The organism is Coleofasciculus sp. E1-EBD-02, assembly GCF_040218245.1.
GTDB lineage: Bacteria > Cyanobacteriota > Cyanobacteriia > Cyanobacteriales > Coleofasciculaceae > Coleofasciculus.
In genome coordinates this window covers 1-15,917 of record NZ_JAVJQN010000200.1, presented here as the reverse complement: position 1 = coordinate 15,917, position 15,917 = coordinate 1, and the positions used below count along the sequence as shown (strand labels likewise).

Here is a 15,917-nt window from a genome sequence, read left to right as displayed (position 1 = left end):
ACCTTTGCAGTTTTTGGTTCAGTCATAAATACTGAACACTATTTAATTACTCATCGGTACAGATTTGGTCGGTAAATACTTCTGCAAAGTACTCAACACCTTTTGTTGAGTAATCGGCTTTGGCAAAAAACCCGAAGCCCCGACCATTTTGGCACGCACCCGGTCTACAATGCCATCATTTCCGGTCAGAATAATCACGGGAATATCCTGAAAAACCGAAACACGGCGAATTTGAGAACAAATTTCATAACCATTAGCGACAGGCATCACCAAATCCAGGAATATCAGATCCGGCTTATTTTCTAAAAGCTTAACTAGGGCTTGCACTGAATCCTGGATTGAGACAAACTTATAACCCGCTTCCTCTAAAATATAACCCATCATTTGAGTGTCAAGCCGACTATCATCAATGTAAGCAATTACCGCATTTGATGATTTAGAGGAGGATGACAAGCGAGAAGGATTCCGTGATGTAATTTTGCCATTTTCAGGAGATTTATCCTCAACAATTTTACGAGGTAAAATAGAAACCTTCAAGTCCTCAACTTCAACTAATCCAATTAATTTTTTATGAATATAAGGGGCAATTGAGTGAGTTAGGGGCAGAGGACTTTGTTTTAACTTAACCGCTAAATCCCGAAGCGTTTGTTTCCCGTCCGCAAACGCTGTTAGATTACGATAAGCAGAGGGTGATGTCTGCTGGCGCAACTGATCTGCCTGCAAAATTTTAGGGGCGAGATTCGGTGAAATGTCAGCTAAACCCGCTTGTTGCCAAGCTTGCCAATCCTGAAAAACTTGCTGCCAAACGCGCTCCGTCCGAACCACAACCCAGCCTAAATCGATAGAATCTTGAGGAATGACTCGGTAGCTTAGATACATTCCAGAATGATAGTTTTGTTGTTCCCCTGCTTGGATAATATCAAAAAGAACTTCGCTGGTATGACCTTGAACAAGTGCTGCCATTTGTCCTAGGGGGATTTGTCCTTGTTTCGCTTGTGTGGCTAATGACTCATAATCTTGATATTGAATCGGTTCTCCTGCTGGCGTTATAGCATTAACAGCCAGTGAAGGGCAGTGCAATGATAGCTGACGAAACCAACGACGCACGGGATGTACCTTACTGTGACAACCAATCAAACTGCCGACACTAAAGAATAGCTGCCACTGCTGTTGTTGGGGATTGGTTATGTTGAAATCTAACTGACCTGTAAATTGTTGACTAGCACAATTTTGAATCCGTTTTAGTAGTTCTTCTGTGGTAAAAACGACATCATGTTTGGTTATAGTCCAATGAGTTGATCGAACAGATAAAGGAGCAAGCATTTTTATTTATTATTTATCTCGCTAAATCAGATACTATCGTCAGTCATATCGATATAAATATGACTGTTTTTTTTACCATTAAGATTTAAAAACGTTCTTTTTTGAGAGCTACAATGTTAACTATTTTTCGCCGATAAAATATTCCATGATAAACTACAGATATAACCAGCTTAATTGTAGCTCATAAAAAGGTGATTATGTCAATAATCGGGAATAAAACATTTAATATGAATTACATGTTTTCCTACAATAAATGAAAAATAGAGAAGAATACAACTATTTTTTAGTAGATAACTGTTGTCATAAAGCTTAGGACAGATGTAAGGGCTGAAATGATTCCGTACCAGTAATACACTTCTGCCATCTACCATCTGCCATCTGCTTTGTCTCCACCAAAGTGTGAGTATTCAACACTACACTACATTGGAGAGTATTGCATCGGTGGTTGAGCGTACCAATCTCCAAACATTGATGTATCCTGAAACTGGTTAACCGGGGGCTTGGGGAGATAAGTGTGTAACGCTTGGAGCATTTTATCTTTATTAATGGGTTTGGTGATAAAATCTGACGCACCGACAATTTTTGCCCGTGTCCGGTCAATAATCCCATCCTTACCCGTCACAATAATCACTGGGGTGGATTTGAAAAAGGAAACCCGACGAATTTGGGAGCAGATTTCATACCCATTCGCAATGGGCATAACTAAATCTAAGAAAATCAGGTCGGGTTTGTGTTCTATCAATATCGATAATGCTTTTTCCTGATCCTCAATATTGATAAATTGATAGCCTGTTTGAGTGAGAATATGATTCATCAGTAGCAGATCAACTGAGCTATCCTCGATACAGGCAATTAAGGGATTCGCCGATTTCGATTCTCTTGGAGTGGCTGGGGTTTCGGGAGATGAAAAGTCTGGCTTTGTCAGTGATACAGCACTGAAACTCACATCCTCAACCTCAATCAATTCAACTAACCCTTGACGAATATAGGGCATGATGGGCTGAGTTAGGAGTACAAGATTCCGATTCAAATGAACAGCTAAATCCCGTAATGTTTGATTGCCATCCATCGAAGCTATCAGGTTATCAGATGTAACGTCAGAGGTTTCCTCTTGCAACGCTTTAAACGTCTGATTCATACCTCCCAAACCACTGAGGTTATTGTAGAGCATCTGGGAAAACTGTTGTTGCAATTGCTTAGGGTTTAATGCCTTAGGCGCTAAATTAGGAGAAATGTCGGTTAAATCGGCGCTTTGCCAACTTCGCCAAAGTTTTACCGCTTGCCGCCACATTTCATCAACATCTAGGGTGACTAAGGTAGACTCCATCTGAGCTTGAGGGATTTGACTATAATTAAGTTGCCAGTTGGAGGAAGCAGATATCTGTTCCAGGTGTTGAATCAGATCAAAAAAAATTTCTAAAATATAGCTTTCGACAACTTCTGTCATTTGCTCTGACCGAATTTTTCCCTGGGTTACTAATTCCGCTAAGGTATCGTAATTGTGACTAGGGAACGGTTGGGAAGAATTGACAGTCGTATCAATAAGTTGGGGACAGTAGCGATAAAGCTGGCGCAACCAACTGCGACGGGGATGTATGCCACTTCCACCACAGATTAAACCTTGGCAAAAATATAAACTCCAGTGTTGGTGTGGATGGGCTTCAATATCTAAGCACCCTGTAAATTTCTCACTGGCGCAGGAGAAAAGTTGGGTCGCCAGATTTTCAGGATTGATAATTGAACAAGGGGTGAAGGGAAAAGCACCAGTGCTAATAAATTCAGTCCAGTTTTGTGAGTATCCAATGGCTCGCTCGAATTGATTGGTCATAATTTTAGCTTGAACTTCTGGGAATACAGCATGAAAGTGATTAGGGATGATGAAAGCAACTAGCCAAGTTGGGAACAGGGGAACAGACTGCACTTAAGTAGGTGGACACAATTAAAGTTAGCGGTGGAGATTAGGGAACAGGGAACAGGGAACAGGGAACAGTAAGGGTTTGATGCTTGTTTACATAACTTAATCTAGTTAAGTTTATTTCCACCAACCTACTTAGTCGTGCTAATACCATCAGACTGGAATAATCAACTGGGACAATTCCATACAGTCTTGTTTGGAGAGCAGCATAAACAACTGGATTCGTTGGGTTGGCATTTAAATCCAGCGCTTGCCGTTAATATTACAGAATTTGGTAAATTACCCAGATTAGATAAGTTTTCGCTGTCACCGATGGAGGTGAGCCAGCCCCTCACTTAGGCGTTGTGGAGATGCACTGCTGTAGGATAGTCCAGGTTTTGTTGTATCTTGGGTAATTCTACGTAGACGTTTCGAGAAAGTTGCTTACACGCACTATCACCAGTCTTAATAATTGATTTTTAACAGATGAGGCTGGAAAGTTTGCCCAGCAAGGATTGCTATTTCACAACTCATTCAGACTTACTCTGTCTTTATGGTAGAGGATGTCACTAGCAATTCAGTAAAGTGAGCATAAAGTTTTTGTAAAGCTTTGTTCACCTTTTCTGGTTTAAGTCATTACATCTTCTTATTGTCGGCTTATCGTGCTGCTAATTGCCTCAGCATAATGGCGTAAGTTTACTGCGTATAGCTCTATTGCAGGAAGGCAAGCTATTAACCTCTTAACCATAGGCGTTTCAGCGCCTAAGTTAGCCCGAATTTTAGGGGGATTTCCCTAAGCCATTTGGCTTAGGTATGGGGAGAGTTATTACCCGATCCATCCGTAATTTCCCTGACATGATTAATCTTTCTTCCTAGATATTAAGTATTTTTGATTATCAGGTTCTGGCTGAATATATAGCAAGTGTATAGCGTAATTATATAAAAGCAAAAAGAATAAAAAAAATATATCCCACGCTAAAAAACGTGGGATATTACCAGACGCAAGAGACATGATACTCGCGAAGCACCAAGAAAGCTAAATGGTTCATCGTTGATTGTTCAAGGTTGATCAACCATGAACAAAGGAACTATACCAGTTGCCGCTTTTGGTGATCACTTATTTTCTGTACAATTCGCCAATAAACTCATCGAGGACTTTCTGGGCAGCTTTGTAGGCGAGTGCATTTCTACCGAGATTCAAGTTGCCGAGAATGCGATCGCGAATTGCCTCTAAGTTAGATACTGGTGGAACCTGTTGCCTGAGAGTTCCATTGTTCACCCTCAGGCTGCGAATTCCCCCAACGCTGCCCTCAACTGATCTAACTCTTCTCGAATGGGTTGAATGTGGGCGGCAATTCGTTCATCGATCTCAATCAGATTGGCTTGGGTAATCGGGATACCTAATGACGATTTGATCGCATTGGTAATAAACTCTGTCTGCGTGCAGCCTTCAGCGGCACATTTTTCGCGTAGCGCTTGGAGTAATTCGTTGTCTATGCGAAGATTGATTTGGGTTCGTTGACTCATAGCTTCCTCAAATTTGAAAAACTTTTAAGGTAGCATAGAAATATCCGATAGACAACTGACACCAGTACAAAATACCGTTAACTGCGAAATAATCGCGTATACTGGGTTTCGTGAGCCATGCTAGAGAGCGCTAATCCCCAAGTGCAACTGTGTAACTGTTCATCATCTTCTAGGGCTAAAATGCCTTGGCTAGCACCCGATAGCTGAGGAGCAAGTTCCAGCAGCAGTTGTTGTCCGGCGGTTTGACCCAGAGGAATCAATTTCACACCTGTATTAATTAGATTAGATGCCCAACTGTGTAAATAGCCCAATAAAGCATCCATGAGGTTAATTTGCCAGTACGCGCCTGCAATACCAAAGGCGATCGCATAATTACAGGGAGTTCCCACTATCCCCGCCACAGATTGAAGTTCCGGTTCTAACTCCACCAGTAAGCGGATCAGGGAATTACCCATTTGCCAACTTTGCGATCGCAACTCCGAGGTTTCCTTCGCCGCACTCGCCCAAGCATTCCAATATTTCAATGCCTCTAAATCTTCAGCCTGGAGACTCTGATAGGCGCGTATCATCATAGCGGCTTCTAAGCGAATCGCTCCATATCTCAATTCTTGGTCAATCCACGCTTTCAATTGTTGTGGGTTATTAATTATCTCTTTTTCTACAAGTATTTCTAATCCTTCTGAATAGCTGTAAGCACCGACAGGTAAGCCTGGACTCGCTAGTTGCAACAAATGTAAAAGGTGATTGTTTGTCATTTGTCATTTGTCATTTGTCATTTGTCATTCGTCATACTCGCTATCGCGAGAAGCAAGCTACGTCATTCGTCATTTGGTCAGGGCGGGTTTTGCAGCCAAGCTAAGGAAAACCATCAATATTAGTCCCTAAACCCGCCCCTACACACAGATACACCATGGTACGTTTCTACCATGACTGTCCCCAGCTTCCCCAGCTCCCCCAGCTCCCAGACGTGCCATGGCACGTCTCTACATTGGCTCCCCCAGCTCCCCCCGCTTCCCCAGCTTCCCCCGCTTCCCCAGCTCCCCCCGCTCCCCCAGCTCCCCCAGCTCCCCCAGCTTCCCCAGCTTCCCCCGCTTCCCCAGCTCCCCCAGCTCCCCCATCTCCCCCATCTCCCCCAGCTTCCCCCGCTCCCCCAGCTTCCCCTGCTCCTCCACACCATCAGGGTGTAGGATTCGGATACCGGGCGTGAACGGCATTAATTTCTGCCAAGATATCCTGATCCAATGTCACCTCAGCTGCACTCAGATTTTCCTTGAGTTGTTCCATCGTGGTTGCACCGATAATCGTACTGGTAACAAACCAACGCGATCGCACAAATGCCAAGGCTAACTGGGCGGGTGTCAGGTTATGCTTATGGGCAATGTTCACATATTCCTTCACCGCTTCAGTGAGATTGAATTTCTCATACCGCCCCCCAAATCCTTGAAATAGGGCTAGCCGTGACTTTTCTGGGATACCGTTGAGATATTTACCCGTCAGCAAGCCAAAGGCTAAGGGACTATAGGCGAGTAACCCAACCTGATTAAATCGACAGGCTTCCGCCAAGTGAATATCAAAGATGCGATTAACCAAGCTGTAGGCATTTTGAATCGATACCACTTTCGGTAATCCTAGCTGCTGGGCAACATGGCAAAACTCACACACACCCCAAGGGGTTTCATTACTCAACCCCAAATAGCGAATTTTCCCAGCTTTGATGAAGTCAGCGAATACCTCCAGTTGTTCAGCTATAGGTACGGTGTCCCGTTCATGCTTGGGATCATAATCAGGTGCGCCAAACAAGGGAACATAGCGATCGGGCCAATGGATTTGGTATAGGTCAATATAATCAGTACGCAGGCGCTTCAGGCTATCTTCTAGTGCCTGCTCGATATTGGGGCGGTCAATTCGGTGATTTTCTCCCCGAATCCAACTCATCCGAGATGTGGGACCCGCAATTTTGGTCGCCACAATTAGCTGATCGCGCTGTTGCTTAACTAACCACTCGCCAATATACTCTTCTGTCTTCCCCTGCGTTTCCGCCCGTCCCGGTACAGGATACATTTCTGCGGTGTCAATAAAGTTCACCCCTTGGGAAATCGCGTAGTCCAGTTGCTCTCTCGCATCGTCTATAGTGTTCTGCTGACCATAGGTCATGGTTCCCAAGCAGATTTCTGAAACCCGTAGGTCGCTTTCCCCTAGTTGTTTGTACTCCATACCTGATTATTAAATAATTGTCATCCTTCTATATTAATACAAAATGTTAAGACACTATTCAACTCAAGGAATTATTAATTTTTTTTGAGTCTAGGTTAAATCTTAATTATCATCGATTAATATTTTATTATTATCAGATCGAATAAAAATAGTCAAAGGTTAGCTCTATGCCTCTTATTACAGCCCTTCGCTCTTTTTTAAAGCATCCCCAAGCTATTCCTAAAAATATTTTTCTGCGCCTACCGAAGACGATTTCTCAGGAACCCCATATTTTCGTGTTTGGTGCGCCTCGCAGTGGCACAACCCTGATAAAATTGATTTTAGGCGCTCATCCTAATTTGAGTAGTTTTGGGTATGAAACAGGCTTATTTATGTACCGGGATATTTATGGGTTTACTTATGAAGGATTTACCACTACAGACATAGCAGATTTAATTAAGCAGTCCCCAGATATTGTACAATTTTACGATAACTTCACTCAACAGATCACTCACCAAACAGGAGGTCAGCGTTTTATTGAAAAAACTCCCCAGCATGTTTTGAGGCTGAAGTTTTTATTAAAGCACTTTCCCAACGCCAAGTTTATCAATATGTTCCGCGATGGTCGAGACGGCTATTGTTCCGCACGCCATCACCAAAATGTTCCCCAAGGAAAGAGTATCGTCCGCTATGCGTCCTACTGGAAAAAATGTGTAAACGCGAGACTAAACCAGGGAGAAAATGACAATATTTTTGACGTTAAGTATGAAGACTTAACCAATAATCCGGAACAGGTGATTAGACAAATCATGAATTTTCTTGGGGAAGAGTATGATGCCAGACAGATCGAGCCTCAATACTATTCCCAGAACACCATCACTCAAGATACTCGCCAAGAATTTCAAAAACTATCCAAATCCATTGATAAGTTTAGTCAAGGGCGCTGGAAAAAAGAGTTAACGGAATCAGAGGTGCAGCAGTTTCATGAAATCGCAGGTCAGGAATTACAAAAACTGGGCTATATTGAGGATAGCTTAAAGGTTGACAAAGCCCATTTATTGAGCAGTCACTGATTTCTAAATAGTCAGACACAATTCAAGTTAATGGTTGAGATAAGGGAACCCAACCGACAAAACTACCCTTCATCTCGAACTAATGGCAATACAGTGATCAATCCTGAAAAGCGGTTGAAATCAGCAACATTATGGGTCAATAGCTGATCAATTCCATAAACCAGCATTGTCGCCACAATATTGGCATCATGGACTTGCCGACCACCTATAGGAATTTCCTCCATCAACCTTAACAGCCGTTCTATCACTTGTGCGTTGTCTTCAGCGACACGAAAGTGGTCTTGAAAAAATCGCACTCGTGCAATCACAATTTCTACAGGTCGAGGATTGACAAAAGCTTGAGGGCGGGTGAGAGTTGTCAAATATTCTCGCAAAACTTGTCGGCTAATCCATAAATCGATTCCGGCTTCATAACGAGTTTGAATGGCTTCTAGTGCCGATTGGTGAAATAGAGATTCTTCAACATTAGCGTACACCAGAACATTGGTATCGAGAAATACCGCATTATCGACCCCATTCATCATACATATCCTCACGTCTTAGGGAAAGATTAGGAGACCAAGAACCGTAACTATCCACAGGAAAATTTAAAGGCGGGCGTTTCTTAGGAGTTTCTGATGCTTCTGGAACAATGGTCTGATCAAGTACCAACACAACCTGATACTCTCCGGCTGGAATATCAGGGGGGAGTTGTAGAGTGATTTTACCATCTGATGTGACGTTGGCTGTTGTTTCAAGGGTTCTCATTTTATTTCTCCTATCTATCGCCTTATTGTACATTTTACTCATAAATCAGACCAAACCTCTCTCCATCCCCCCTTGGGAGGGGGGATGCTTTGAATTCTCCCCCTTCGGTGCAATAAGATCTCGTAAACGCAGCCTAGTCATAATTGCGCTTTAGACTAATGATCGAACCTTAAAGATTGCGGTAATCTAGGTAACACGCGATCGCCAAAAGCTATAGGGATGTGAATTCGAGTCACTGAATCGAAATTCAACACTAGAAACGACTGATTTTTCGTTACACTGAAGTCAATACTTGCAGCGATAACCTTATGAATTCAACGACTGGTTTATTAAATCGTATTACCCAAACCTCTGGTCAGTGTGGCGGTCGTCCCTGTATTCGAGGTATGCGAATTCGAGTCACTGATATTTTGGAAATGTTAGCTGAGAATGTTAGTTTTACTGAGATATTAGAAGACTTCCCGGATTTAGAACTGGCAGACATTCAAGCTTGCCTACTTTTCGCCGCACGGCGCACTGATTTTCCCAGGCTGACGGCATGAAAATTTGGATTGATGCTCAATTACCTCCAGCACTGGCGCAATGGCTGATAGACATCTTTGGTTTAGAAGCGTCTGCATTGCGGGATTTGGGACTGCGAGATGTTCAAGACATCGAAATTTTTGAAGCCGCACGAGCCGAAAATGCTGTGATTATGACTAAAGATAGTGATTTCATTGACTTAGTATGTCGATTGGGTTCTCCCCCTACAATTCTGTGGCTAACCTGTGGTAACGTCACAAACCGTAATCTGAAACAACTACTAAGTGCTACCTTGCCCAATGCCTTAGAACGGTTGCGTCAAGGAGAAATGATTGTAGAAATCAGCAACCGTCCTTAACGTCTAATCAATGAGCCAATAAACCTCTCTCCAAACCTCTCTCCTGCAAGGAGAGAGGCTTTGAATTATCCCCCTTCCGTGCAATAAAACCTCGTAAACGCAGCCGAGTCATAATTACGCTTTAGACTAATGATCGAACGTCAAAGATTGCGGTAACTTAGGTAATACGCGATCGCAAAAAAACAACGTCCCGGATGCGACACATAAAGGAATGGTAACCAGATTCACCAAGGGTATCGTAATTAACGCCATACAGACTAAACTAAACCCCGCACTAGCAGGTAAACTCTTAAACACAATCCCTAACTTGTAGCGAAACCGTAAACGGCGACGTTCTAAGGGCGCGTCCAGAAAGTCCAGACAAGTTACCGTTGCGGTTAAGATAATCCCGCCAATTGCGGCGGCTAAGGTGCCAAGCCCTGGGAGAATATTCAACATTAGTAACAAGACACCGACGCTGATTCCCAATACCAGCTTCTTCAACTCAAATAAAATCGCCCGCCAAATATCCTGGATAAAGCCCACCTCTACCGTATGAATTTGACCCGTGCGGATTTCTTCTAACTGTTCCGAGAGTTGACCATACCACGGCGCACCCAGTAAAACGCCAAACTGAACGAGCAAAAATCCCGTAATCAGCAGTAAGCCAATTACCAAGACTACATCCAGCAACCAATTGATCCCCGTCGCGAACACGCCCAGGAAACTCAGCCAGGGGGGAAGACTCGCGATCGCATTATTCAACCATTGCGATAAACTAAGCGTAACACTGTCAATCTGTTGCCACCCAAACACCAGTAATCCGGCGTACAGAGCAATACCGATGAACACATTCACCAAAATTGGAGTAATCATGTATCCCCACAGACGTGGAGTGCGCCGGAAAACTGCCAACACGCGCAACGGGTAAGTGGCTCCCGTCACGAAACCAAATCCACTCAGTAGTCTTAACATCGTTGTTTGCTGAATTCCTCCCTCTTGACGTTCAGAATGAAACCCAAATTTAAAACAACCCAGGCGTGGGAACAAGCAGGGCTATTAATGCAACCCGCGTTAATCCGTATCGTTGATCATATTCGCCAGCAGCTTGAACCAACCACCTGGAAAGCCACGTATAAGGATGTGCAGACACCGATACCGGGTCATGCGGTATGTTTAGAAAAGCCTGATCATTCAACCTGTATTAACTTGTGGGAGTTATGCTTTCAAGTCTGTTTTCAGGAGTACGCCCCGGTTCATTCTGAAGTAGAAAGCCAGGAGGTTGAGATTGATACTAGCCTAATTGATGAAGACGGTGAAGTAGATTGGCATTCTCTGGATATTAAGGCGCAAAAGGTGATTGAGCAAGTATTTGCTGAGTTTGCAGCGGTGTGATAATTTGCCGATGTCTAACGTTTGACGACAGAATGTGTGACGCTACCTTTGGAAACGCGACACGAGCGCTAACAAACCCAACCTAAACTCCTCAAAAAAAATCACCAGTAGTGGCGTGGCACAGCTAAAATAGGGCTTTGTTTGTAGTAAGCACGAAGAGTGCTATAACGCCTAGCTGGAGAGGGCTGAAGCCCTCACTACGAACCAATTCTAATCCACCAAATAAGGTGTGCCACGCCAGTAGGGTGGGTTAGGCGGTTATACCATTTTAATTGTTACCCTTTAATTTGATATCCGCCGTAACCCACCAATCACAAAATTACTGGATGGATCTAGCTAAAATTGTGGGATAAATTTTACGATTGAATCTGGCGCACGTCGGTGGTAAATCCCAAACCAACCCCGTCCCAATGACCTGCTGCCCACATATTGCAATTTGAATGAGCTGAAAGAGGAGAATTTCGCTTATCTGTTCATTCTGCCTTATCCTCCATCTTATTGCCCTCCTCATCCGCCCTCTTTCCCAGAGCAGTAATGGCGTGACACAGCTAAAATGATGGAATAGATTGGGTTTGTAGTAGGGGAACCTTAGCCCCTAGCTCAACAAGTTAGCCTTGGGTTTAAACCCAAGGAACCCAAGCGAAAGTCAGCTAAAGCTGACTAGACCAAGCAAGAATAATGGCACTGACTTAAGCCTTTTGGAATCGCCGGAATCTTGCTATACCCTAGGTTAGGCACTATATATCAGCTTTAAGTTAGTACCATTCGGATTAAAAGTTTTAGTCCACTTTAGTGGACTTGAGCTTTTAGCCCGGAGTTTGAACTCCGGGCGGGTGTCTACGCCAATAAAGAATTGCTCGATGTGGAATTTGCTGCTTATAATCAAGAATGCGATCGCCTCGAAGCAGACTATTTAGCTCGAAGGCGATCATGAGTCAGATTGGTTTCTATCTGGATGAAGACACCATTAACGCGGCGTTGGTCAAAGCTTTGCGGAATGCTAATCTAAATGTTGTCACAGTTGCAGATGCTGGCAGATGTTCACGAGCTTTTAGTCTGTAGAGGCAAGGTAGAGTAGGAATGAGGTCTAATCGTGCGATCGCGCCCCCTCACCCCAGGTTGTGTGTGGCAGACATTGCACCTACACTAATATCTATATCCAGATTGCCAAGACAGTTATGAACAGTGCCTTCCTAACTCGCCTTCATAGTCCCCAACGCCCGGTTCTCGTCTTCGATGGCGCGATGGGAACCAACCTGCAAACCCAAAACCTCACCGCTGAAGACTTTGGTGGGGCGAAATATGAAGGATGTAATGAGTATCTGGTTCACACCAAACCCGAAGCCGTGGCGACAGTGCATCGTCGTTTCCTGGAAGCCGGGGCGGATGTGATTGAGACGGATACGTTTGGGGGGGCGTCGATTGTTCTGGCAGAATATGATTTAGCCGACCAAGCCTATTCCCTGAATAAAGCCGCAGCCGAACTCGCTAAAAAGGTTGCAGCCGAATTCTCCACACCCGAAAAACCCCGATTTGTCGCGGGTTCCATCGGACCGACAACCAAACTCCCCACATTGGGGCATATTGATTTTGACACAATCCAAGCCGCCTTTGCTGAACAAGCTGAAGGACTCTACGATGGCGGTGTCGATTTAATCATTATCGAAACCTGTCAGGATGTGCTGCAAATTAAAGCTGCACTGAATGGGGTGGAAGAGGTGTTTCGTAAAAAAGGGGAACGCCGCCCGATTATGGTATCGGTAACCGTGGAAGTTCAGGGGACGATGCTGGTGGGAACCGAAATTGGTGCAGCCCTGGCGATTTTGGAACGCTATCCCATTGATATTCTTGGTCTGAATTGCGCCACGGGACCCGATCGCATGAAGGATCATATCAAGTATTTGTCCCAGCATTCGCCGTTTGTGGTGTCGTGTATCCCCAATGCGGGGTTACCGGAAAATGTGGGGGGGAAAGCCCATTATAAGTTAACGCCGATGGAACTGCGGATGGCGTTAATGCATTTTATTGAAGATTTGGGCGTCCAGGTAATTGGCGGCTGTTGCGGTACTCGCCCGGAACATATTCAACAATTAGCCGAAATTGCCCAAACCCTGACGCCGAAAGAACGTCATCCCGAATACGAACCCGCCGCTGCTTCGATTTATTCCACCCAACCCTACGAACAAGATAACTCCTTCCTAATTGTCGGCGAACGGTTAAATGCCAGTGGCTCGAAAAAATGCCGTACTTTATTAAATGAGGAAGACTGGGATGGATTAGTCGCCTTAGCTAGGGCGCAGGTACGCGAAGGTGCCCATGTTCTGGATGTGAATGTGGACTATGTGGGACGGGATGGCGAACATGATATGCATGAATTGGTCTCCCGTTTAGTCACCAATGTTACCTTACCCCTAGTTTTGGATTCCACGGAATGGCAAAAGATGGAGGCGGGGTTAAAAGTCGCCGGAGGGAAATGTATCCTCAATTCCACCAACTACGAAGATGGGGAGGAACGGTTCCTAAAAGTCTTAGACTTAGCGAAACAGTATGGCGCGGGTGTGATTGTCGGTACGATTGACGAAGAGGGGATGGCGCGAACCGCTGATCGAAAATTCGCGATCGCGCAACGGGCGTATCATCAAGCTATAGACTATGGGATTCCCGCCCATGAAATCTTTTTTGACCCCCTAGCGTTACCGATTTCGACGGGGATTGAAGAAGACAGAAGCAACGGGAAAGCGACAATTGAATCCATCCGCCGGATGCGGGAAGAATTACCCGGATGTCATATTATTCTCGGTGTTTCTAATATCTCCTTTGGACTCAATCCCGCTGCTAGGGTGGTATTAAACTCCATGTTCCTCCATGAAGCGATGGCGGTGGGGTTAGATGCAGCGATTGTTAGCGCCAGTAAGATTTTACCCGTAGCCAAAATTGAACCCGATCATCAAGAGATTTGCCGGAAACTGATTTATGATCAACGGGAATTTGATGGCGACATTTGCACGTATGATCCGTTAGGGGAGATTACTCAGCTATTTGAAGGCAAAACCACAAAGCGCGATCGCACGGTGGATGAGAATCTACCGATTGAGGAACGCCTCAAGCGCCACATTATTGATGGGGAACGGATTGGCTTGGATAAGAGTCTAGAAAAAGCCTTAGAAACCTATCAACCCTTAGAGATTATCAATACCTTCCTCTTAGATGGGATGAAAGTCGTCGGGGAACTCTTCGGTTCCGGACAAATGCAACTCCCCTTTGTCTTGCAATCCGCCGAAACCATGAAAGCAGCGGTGGCGTATTTAGAACCGTATATGGAAAAAGAAGACGGGGAAAATAATGCCAAGGGAATCATGGTAATTGCTACGGTGAAAGGGGATGTTCACGATATTGGTAAAAACCTGGTGGATATCATCCTCACCAATAATGGCTATAAGGTGGTGAATCTGGGAATTAAGCAACCCGTAGACAATATCATCGAGGCGTACAAAGAACATAATGCCGATTGTATTGCCATGAGTGGACTCTTGGTGAAATCCACGGCATTTATGAAAGATAACCTGGAGACGTTTAACGAAAAGGGAATCACGGTTCCGGTTATTTTAGGCGGTGCAGCATTAACGCCGAAGTTCGTCTATCAGGATTGTCAGAATACCTATCAAGGGAAAGTCGTGTATGGCAAAGATGCGTTTTCCGACTTACACTTCATGGATAAACTCATGCCCGCTAAAGCTGGTGAAAAGTGGGATGATTTAAAAGGCTTCTTAGATGAAGTAGATGAGAGTCCCAATGGCAGCAATCAGCCCTCAGAAAACGGCAAATCTGATCAGAAGAAAGAGAAGCCGCAGTCATCGGCGAAACAATCGGTTCCAGAGGTAGAAGATACCCGCCGTTCTGAACATATCACCGTAGAGATTAATCGCCCAACTCCACCCTTCTGGGGAACTCGGATTCTGGAACCGGAAGATATTCCCATCGATGAGGTATTTTGGTATCTAGACTTGCAGGCGCTAATTGCTGGACAATGGCAGTTCCGCAAACCGAAAGACCAATCCCGTGAGGAGTATAATCAGTTTCTGGAAGAGACAGTGTATCCGATTCTCGACGACTGGAAACAGCGGGTTGTGGCGGAAAACTTGTTGCACTCGCAAATTATTTATGGCTATTTTCCTTGCCAATCGGAAGGAAACTCTCTGCATCTATTCGATCCGGAGTTGATGAATCAAGAGGGTGAGAAACATCCAGAGAAATGGGAACCCATTGCCACATTCAAATTTCCGCGACAAAAATCGGGGCGGCGTCTATGTATCGCTGATTTCTTCGCGCCTAAAGATTCGGGAATTATCGATGTTTTCCCGATGCAGGCGGTAACGGTAGGGGAAGTCGCTACCCGATACGCCAAACAGCTATTTGAATCGGATCAATATACCGATTATCTCTACTATCACGGGTTAGCGGTGCAAATGGCAGAAGCCTTAGCTGAATGGATACACGCCCGAATTCGCCGGGAATTAGGCTTGGCTGGGGAGGAACCAGACACGATTCGGGATGTCTTAGCGCAACGGTATCAAGGTTCGCGCTACAGCTTCGGCTATCCCGCTTGTCCGAATATCCAGGATCAGTACAAGCAACTGGAGTTACTGAAGTGCGATCGCATCAACCTGTACATGGATGAAAGTGAACAACTGTATCCCGAACAATCAACCACCGCGATCGTTACCTATCATCCCGTAGCCAAATATTTCAGCGCTTAATTCTACCTTAATTCCACCTTAATTCTACCTTAATTGTAGGGTGCGTTAGCGACAGCGTAACGCACCGTTTTTAAGTAAAATTGTAGATTGTAGGGTGCGTTAGCGACAGCGTAACGCACCGTTTTTAAGTAAAATTGTAGATTGTAGGG

General features: G+C 44.7%; 16 protein-coding genes. 7 read left to right on the top strand and 9 right to left on the bottom strand.

What is annotated here, in order from left to right:
• Positions 1–42: 42 nt before the first annotated feature.
• A complete protein-coding gene (locus tag RIC07_RS31035) occupies positions 43–1,323 on the bottom strand; it encodes a response regulator (RefSeq protein ID WP_446397881.1) in 1,281 nt (426 codons plus the stop codon).
• Between the two features lie 418 nt (positions 1,324–1,741).
• Positions 1,742–3,151: a response regulator gene (locus tag RIC07_RS31030; protein WP_446397880.1), complete on the bottom strand. Its 1,410-nt coding sequence runs from the start codon at positions 3,149–3,151 to the stop codon at positions 1,742–1,744.
• 228 nt (positions 3,152–3,379) lie between these two features.
• Here RIC07_RS31030 and RIC07_RS31025 point away from each other — a divergent pair, with 228 nt between their 5' ends.
• Positions 3,380–3,577 (top strand): hypothetical protein, encoded by a 198-nt coding sequence (locus tag RIC07_RS31025; protein WP_446397879.1) that lies wholly within the window; start codon positions 3,380–3,382, stop codon positions 3,575–3,577.
• A 757-nt stretch (positions 3,578–4,334) separates the two neighbouring features.
• Here the strand turns inward: RIC07_RS31025 and RIC07_RS31020 are convergent.
• The 4 genes from RIC07_RS31020 to RIC07_RS31005 all read right to left on the bottom strand — a co-directional run bounded on the left by RIC07_RS31020 (position 4,335) and on the right by RIC07_RS31005 (position 6,958).
• Positions 4,335–4,496: a hypothetical protein gene (locus RIC07_RS31020; RefSeq protein WP_446397878.1), complete on the bottom strand. Its 162-nt coding sequence runs from the start codon at positions 4,494–4,496 to the stop codon at positions 4,335–4,337.
• A gap of 2 nt (positions 4,497–4,498) precedes the next feature.
• Positions 4,499–4,744, bottom strand: coding sequence for a hypothetical protein (locus RIC07_RS31015; protein WP_446353677.1), 246 nt, complete (start codon positions 4,742–4,744; stop codon positions 4,499–4,501).
• A 77-nt stretch (positions 4,745–4,821) separates the two neighbouring features.
• Entirely contained in the window at positions 4,822–5,499 is a 678-nt protein-coding gene (locus RIC07_RS31010) for an urease accessory protein UreF (protein ID WP_446397877.1), read from the bottom strand.
• A 421-nt stretch (positions 5,500–5,920) separates the two neighbouring features.
• The gene (locus RIC07_RS31005; RefSeq protein WP_446397876.1) at positions 5,921–6,958 is read right to left on the bottom strand and encodes an NADP(H)-dependent aldo-keto reductase; all 1,038 of its coding nucleotides are present in this window, start codon (positions 6,956–6,958) and stop codon (positions 5,921–5,923) included.
• A 167-nt stretch (positions 6,959–7,125) separates the two neighbouring features.
• Here RIC07_RS31005 and RIC07_RS31000 point away from each other — a divergent pair, with 167 nt between their 5' ends.
• Positions 7,126–8,010, top strand: coding sequence for a sulfotransferase family protein (locus tag RIC07_RS31000; RefSeq protein WP_446397875.1), 885 nt, complete (start codon positions 7,126–7,128; stop codon positions 8,008–8,010).
• A gap of 62 nt (positions 8,011–8,072) precedes the next feature.
• Here RIC07_RS31000 and RIC07_RS30995 read toward each other — a convergent pair whose 3' ends face one another.
• Together RIC07_RS30995 and RIC07_RS30990 are read right to left on the bottom strand one after the other, a co-directional pair.
• The gene (locus RIC07_RS30995) at positions 8,073–8,534 is read right to left on the bottom strand and encodes a type II toxin-antitoxin system VapC family toxin (RefSeq protein WP_446397874.1); all 462 of its coding nucleotides are present in this window, start codon (positions 8,532–8,534) and stop codon (positions 8,073–8,075) included.
• A complete protein-coding gene (locus RIC07_RS30990; RefSeq protein WP_446397873.1) occupies positions 8,515–8,757 on the bottom strand; it encodes a hypothetical protein in 243 nt (80 codons plus the stop codon). Before RIC07_RS30990 ends, RIC07_RS30995 begins: the two co-directional genes overlap by 20 nt.
• Positions 8,758–9,065: 308 nt before the next feature.
• Here RIC07_RS30990 and RIC07_RS30985 point away from each other — a divergent pair, with 308 nt between their 5' ends.
• Together RIC07_RS30985 and RIC07_RS30980 are read left to right on the top strand one after the other, a co-directional pair.
• Positions 9,066–9,299: a DUF433 domain-containing protein gene (locus tag RIC07_RS30985; RefSeq protein ID WP_446346521.1), complete on the top strand. Its 234-nt coding sequence runs from the start codon at positions 9,066–9,068 to the stop codon at positions 9,297–9,299.
• Positions 9,296–9,637, top strand: coding sequence for a DUF5615 family PIN-like protein (locus RIC07_RS30980; RefSeq protein WP_446346917.1), 342 nt, complete (start codon positions 9,296–9,298; stop codon positions 9,635–9,637). The genes RIC07_RS30985 and RIC07_RS30980 overlap by 4 nt, the downstream gene beginning before the upstream one ends.
• A gap of 126 nt (positions 9,638–9,763) precedes the next feature.
• Here the strand turns inward: RIC07_RS30980 and RIC07_RS30975 are convergent, their stop codons facing one another.
• Positions 9,764–10,591: an EI24 domain-containing protein gene (locus tag RIC07_RS30975; protein WP_446397872.1), complete on the bottom strand. Its 828-nt coding sequence runs from the start codon at positions 10,589–10,591 to the stop codon at positions 9,764–9,766.
• A 36-nt stretch (positions 10,592–10,627) separates the two neighbouring features.
• On the opposite strand from RIC07_RS30975, the gene RIC07_RS30970 reads away from it, so the two are divergent.
• From RIC07_RS30970 to metH, 3 genes are all read left to right on the top strand, one after another.
• A complete protein-coding gene (locus RIC07_RS30970; RefSeq protein WP_446397871.1) occupies positions 10,628–11,011 on the top strand; it encodes a hypothetical protein in 384 nt (127 codons plus the stop codon).
• A gap of 930 nt (positions 11,012–11,941) precedes the next feature.
• Entirely contained in the window at positions 11,942–12,073 is a 132-nt protein-coding gene (locus tag RIC07_RS30965; protein ID WP_446397870.1) for a hypothetical protein, read from the top strand.
• A 116-nt stretch (positions 12,074–12,189) separates the two neighbouring features.
• The gene (metH, locus tag RIC07_RS30960; protein ID WP_446397869.1) at positions 12,190–15,768 is read left to right on the top strand and encodes a methionine synthase; all 3,579 of its coding nucleotides are present in this window, start codon (positions 12,190–12,192) and stop codon (positions 15,766–15,768) included.
• Positions 15,769–15,917: the final 149 nt, after the last annotated feature.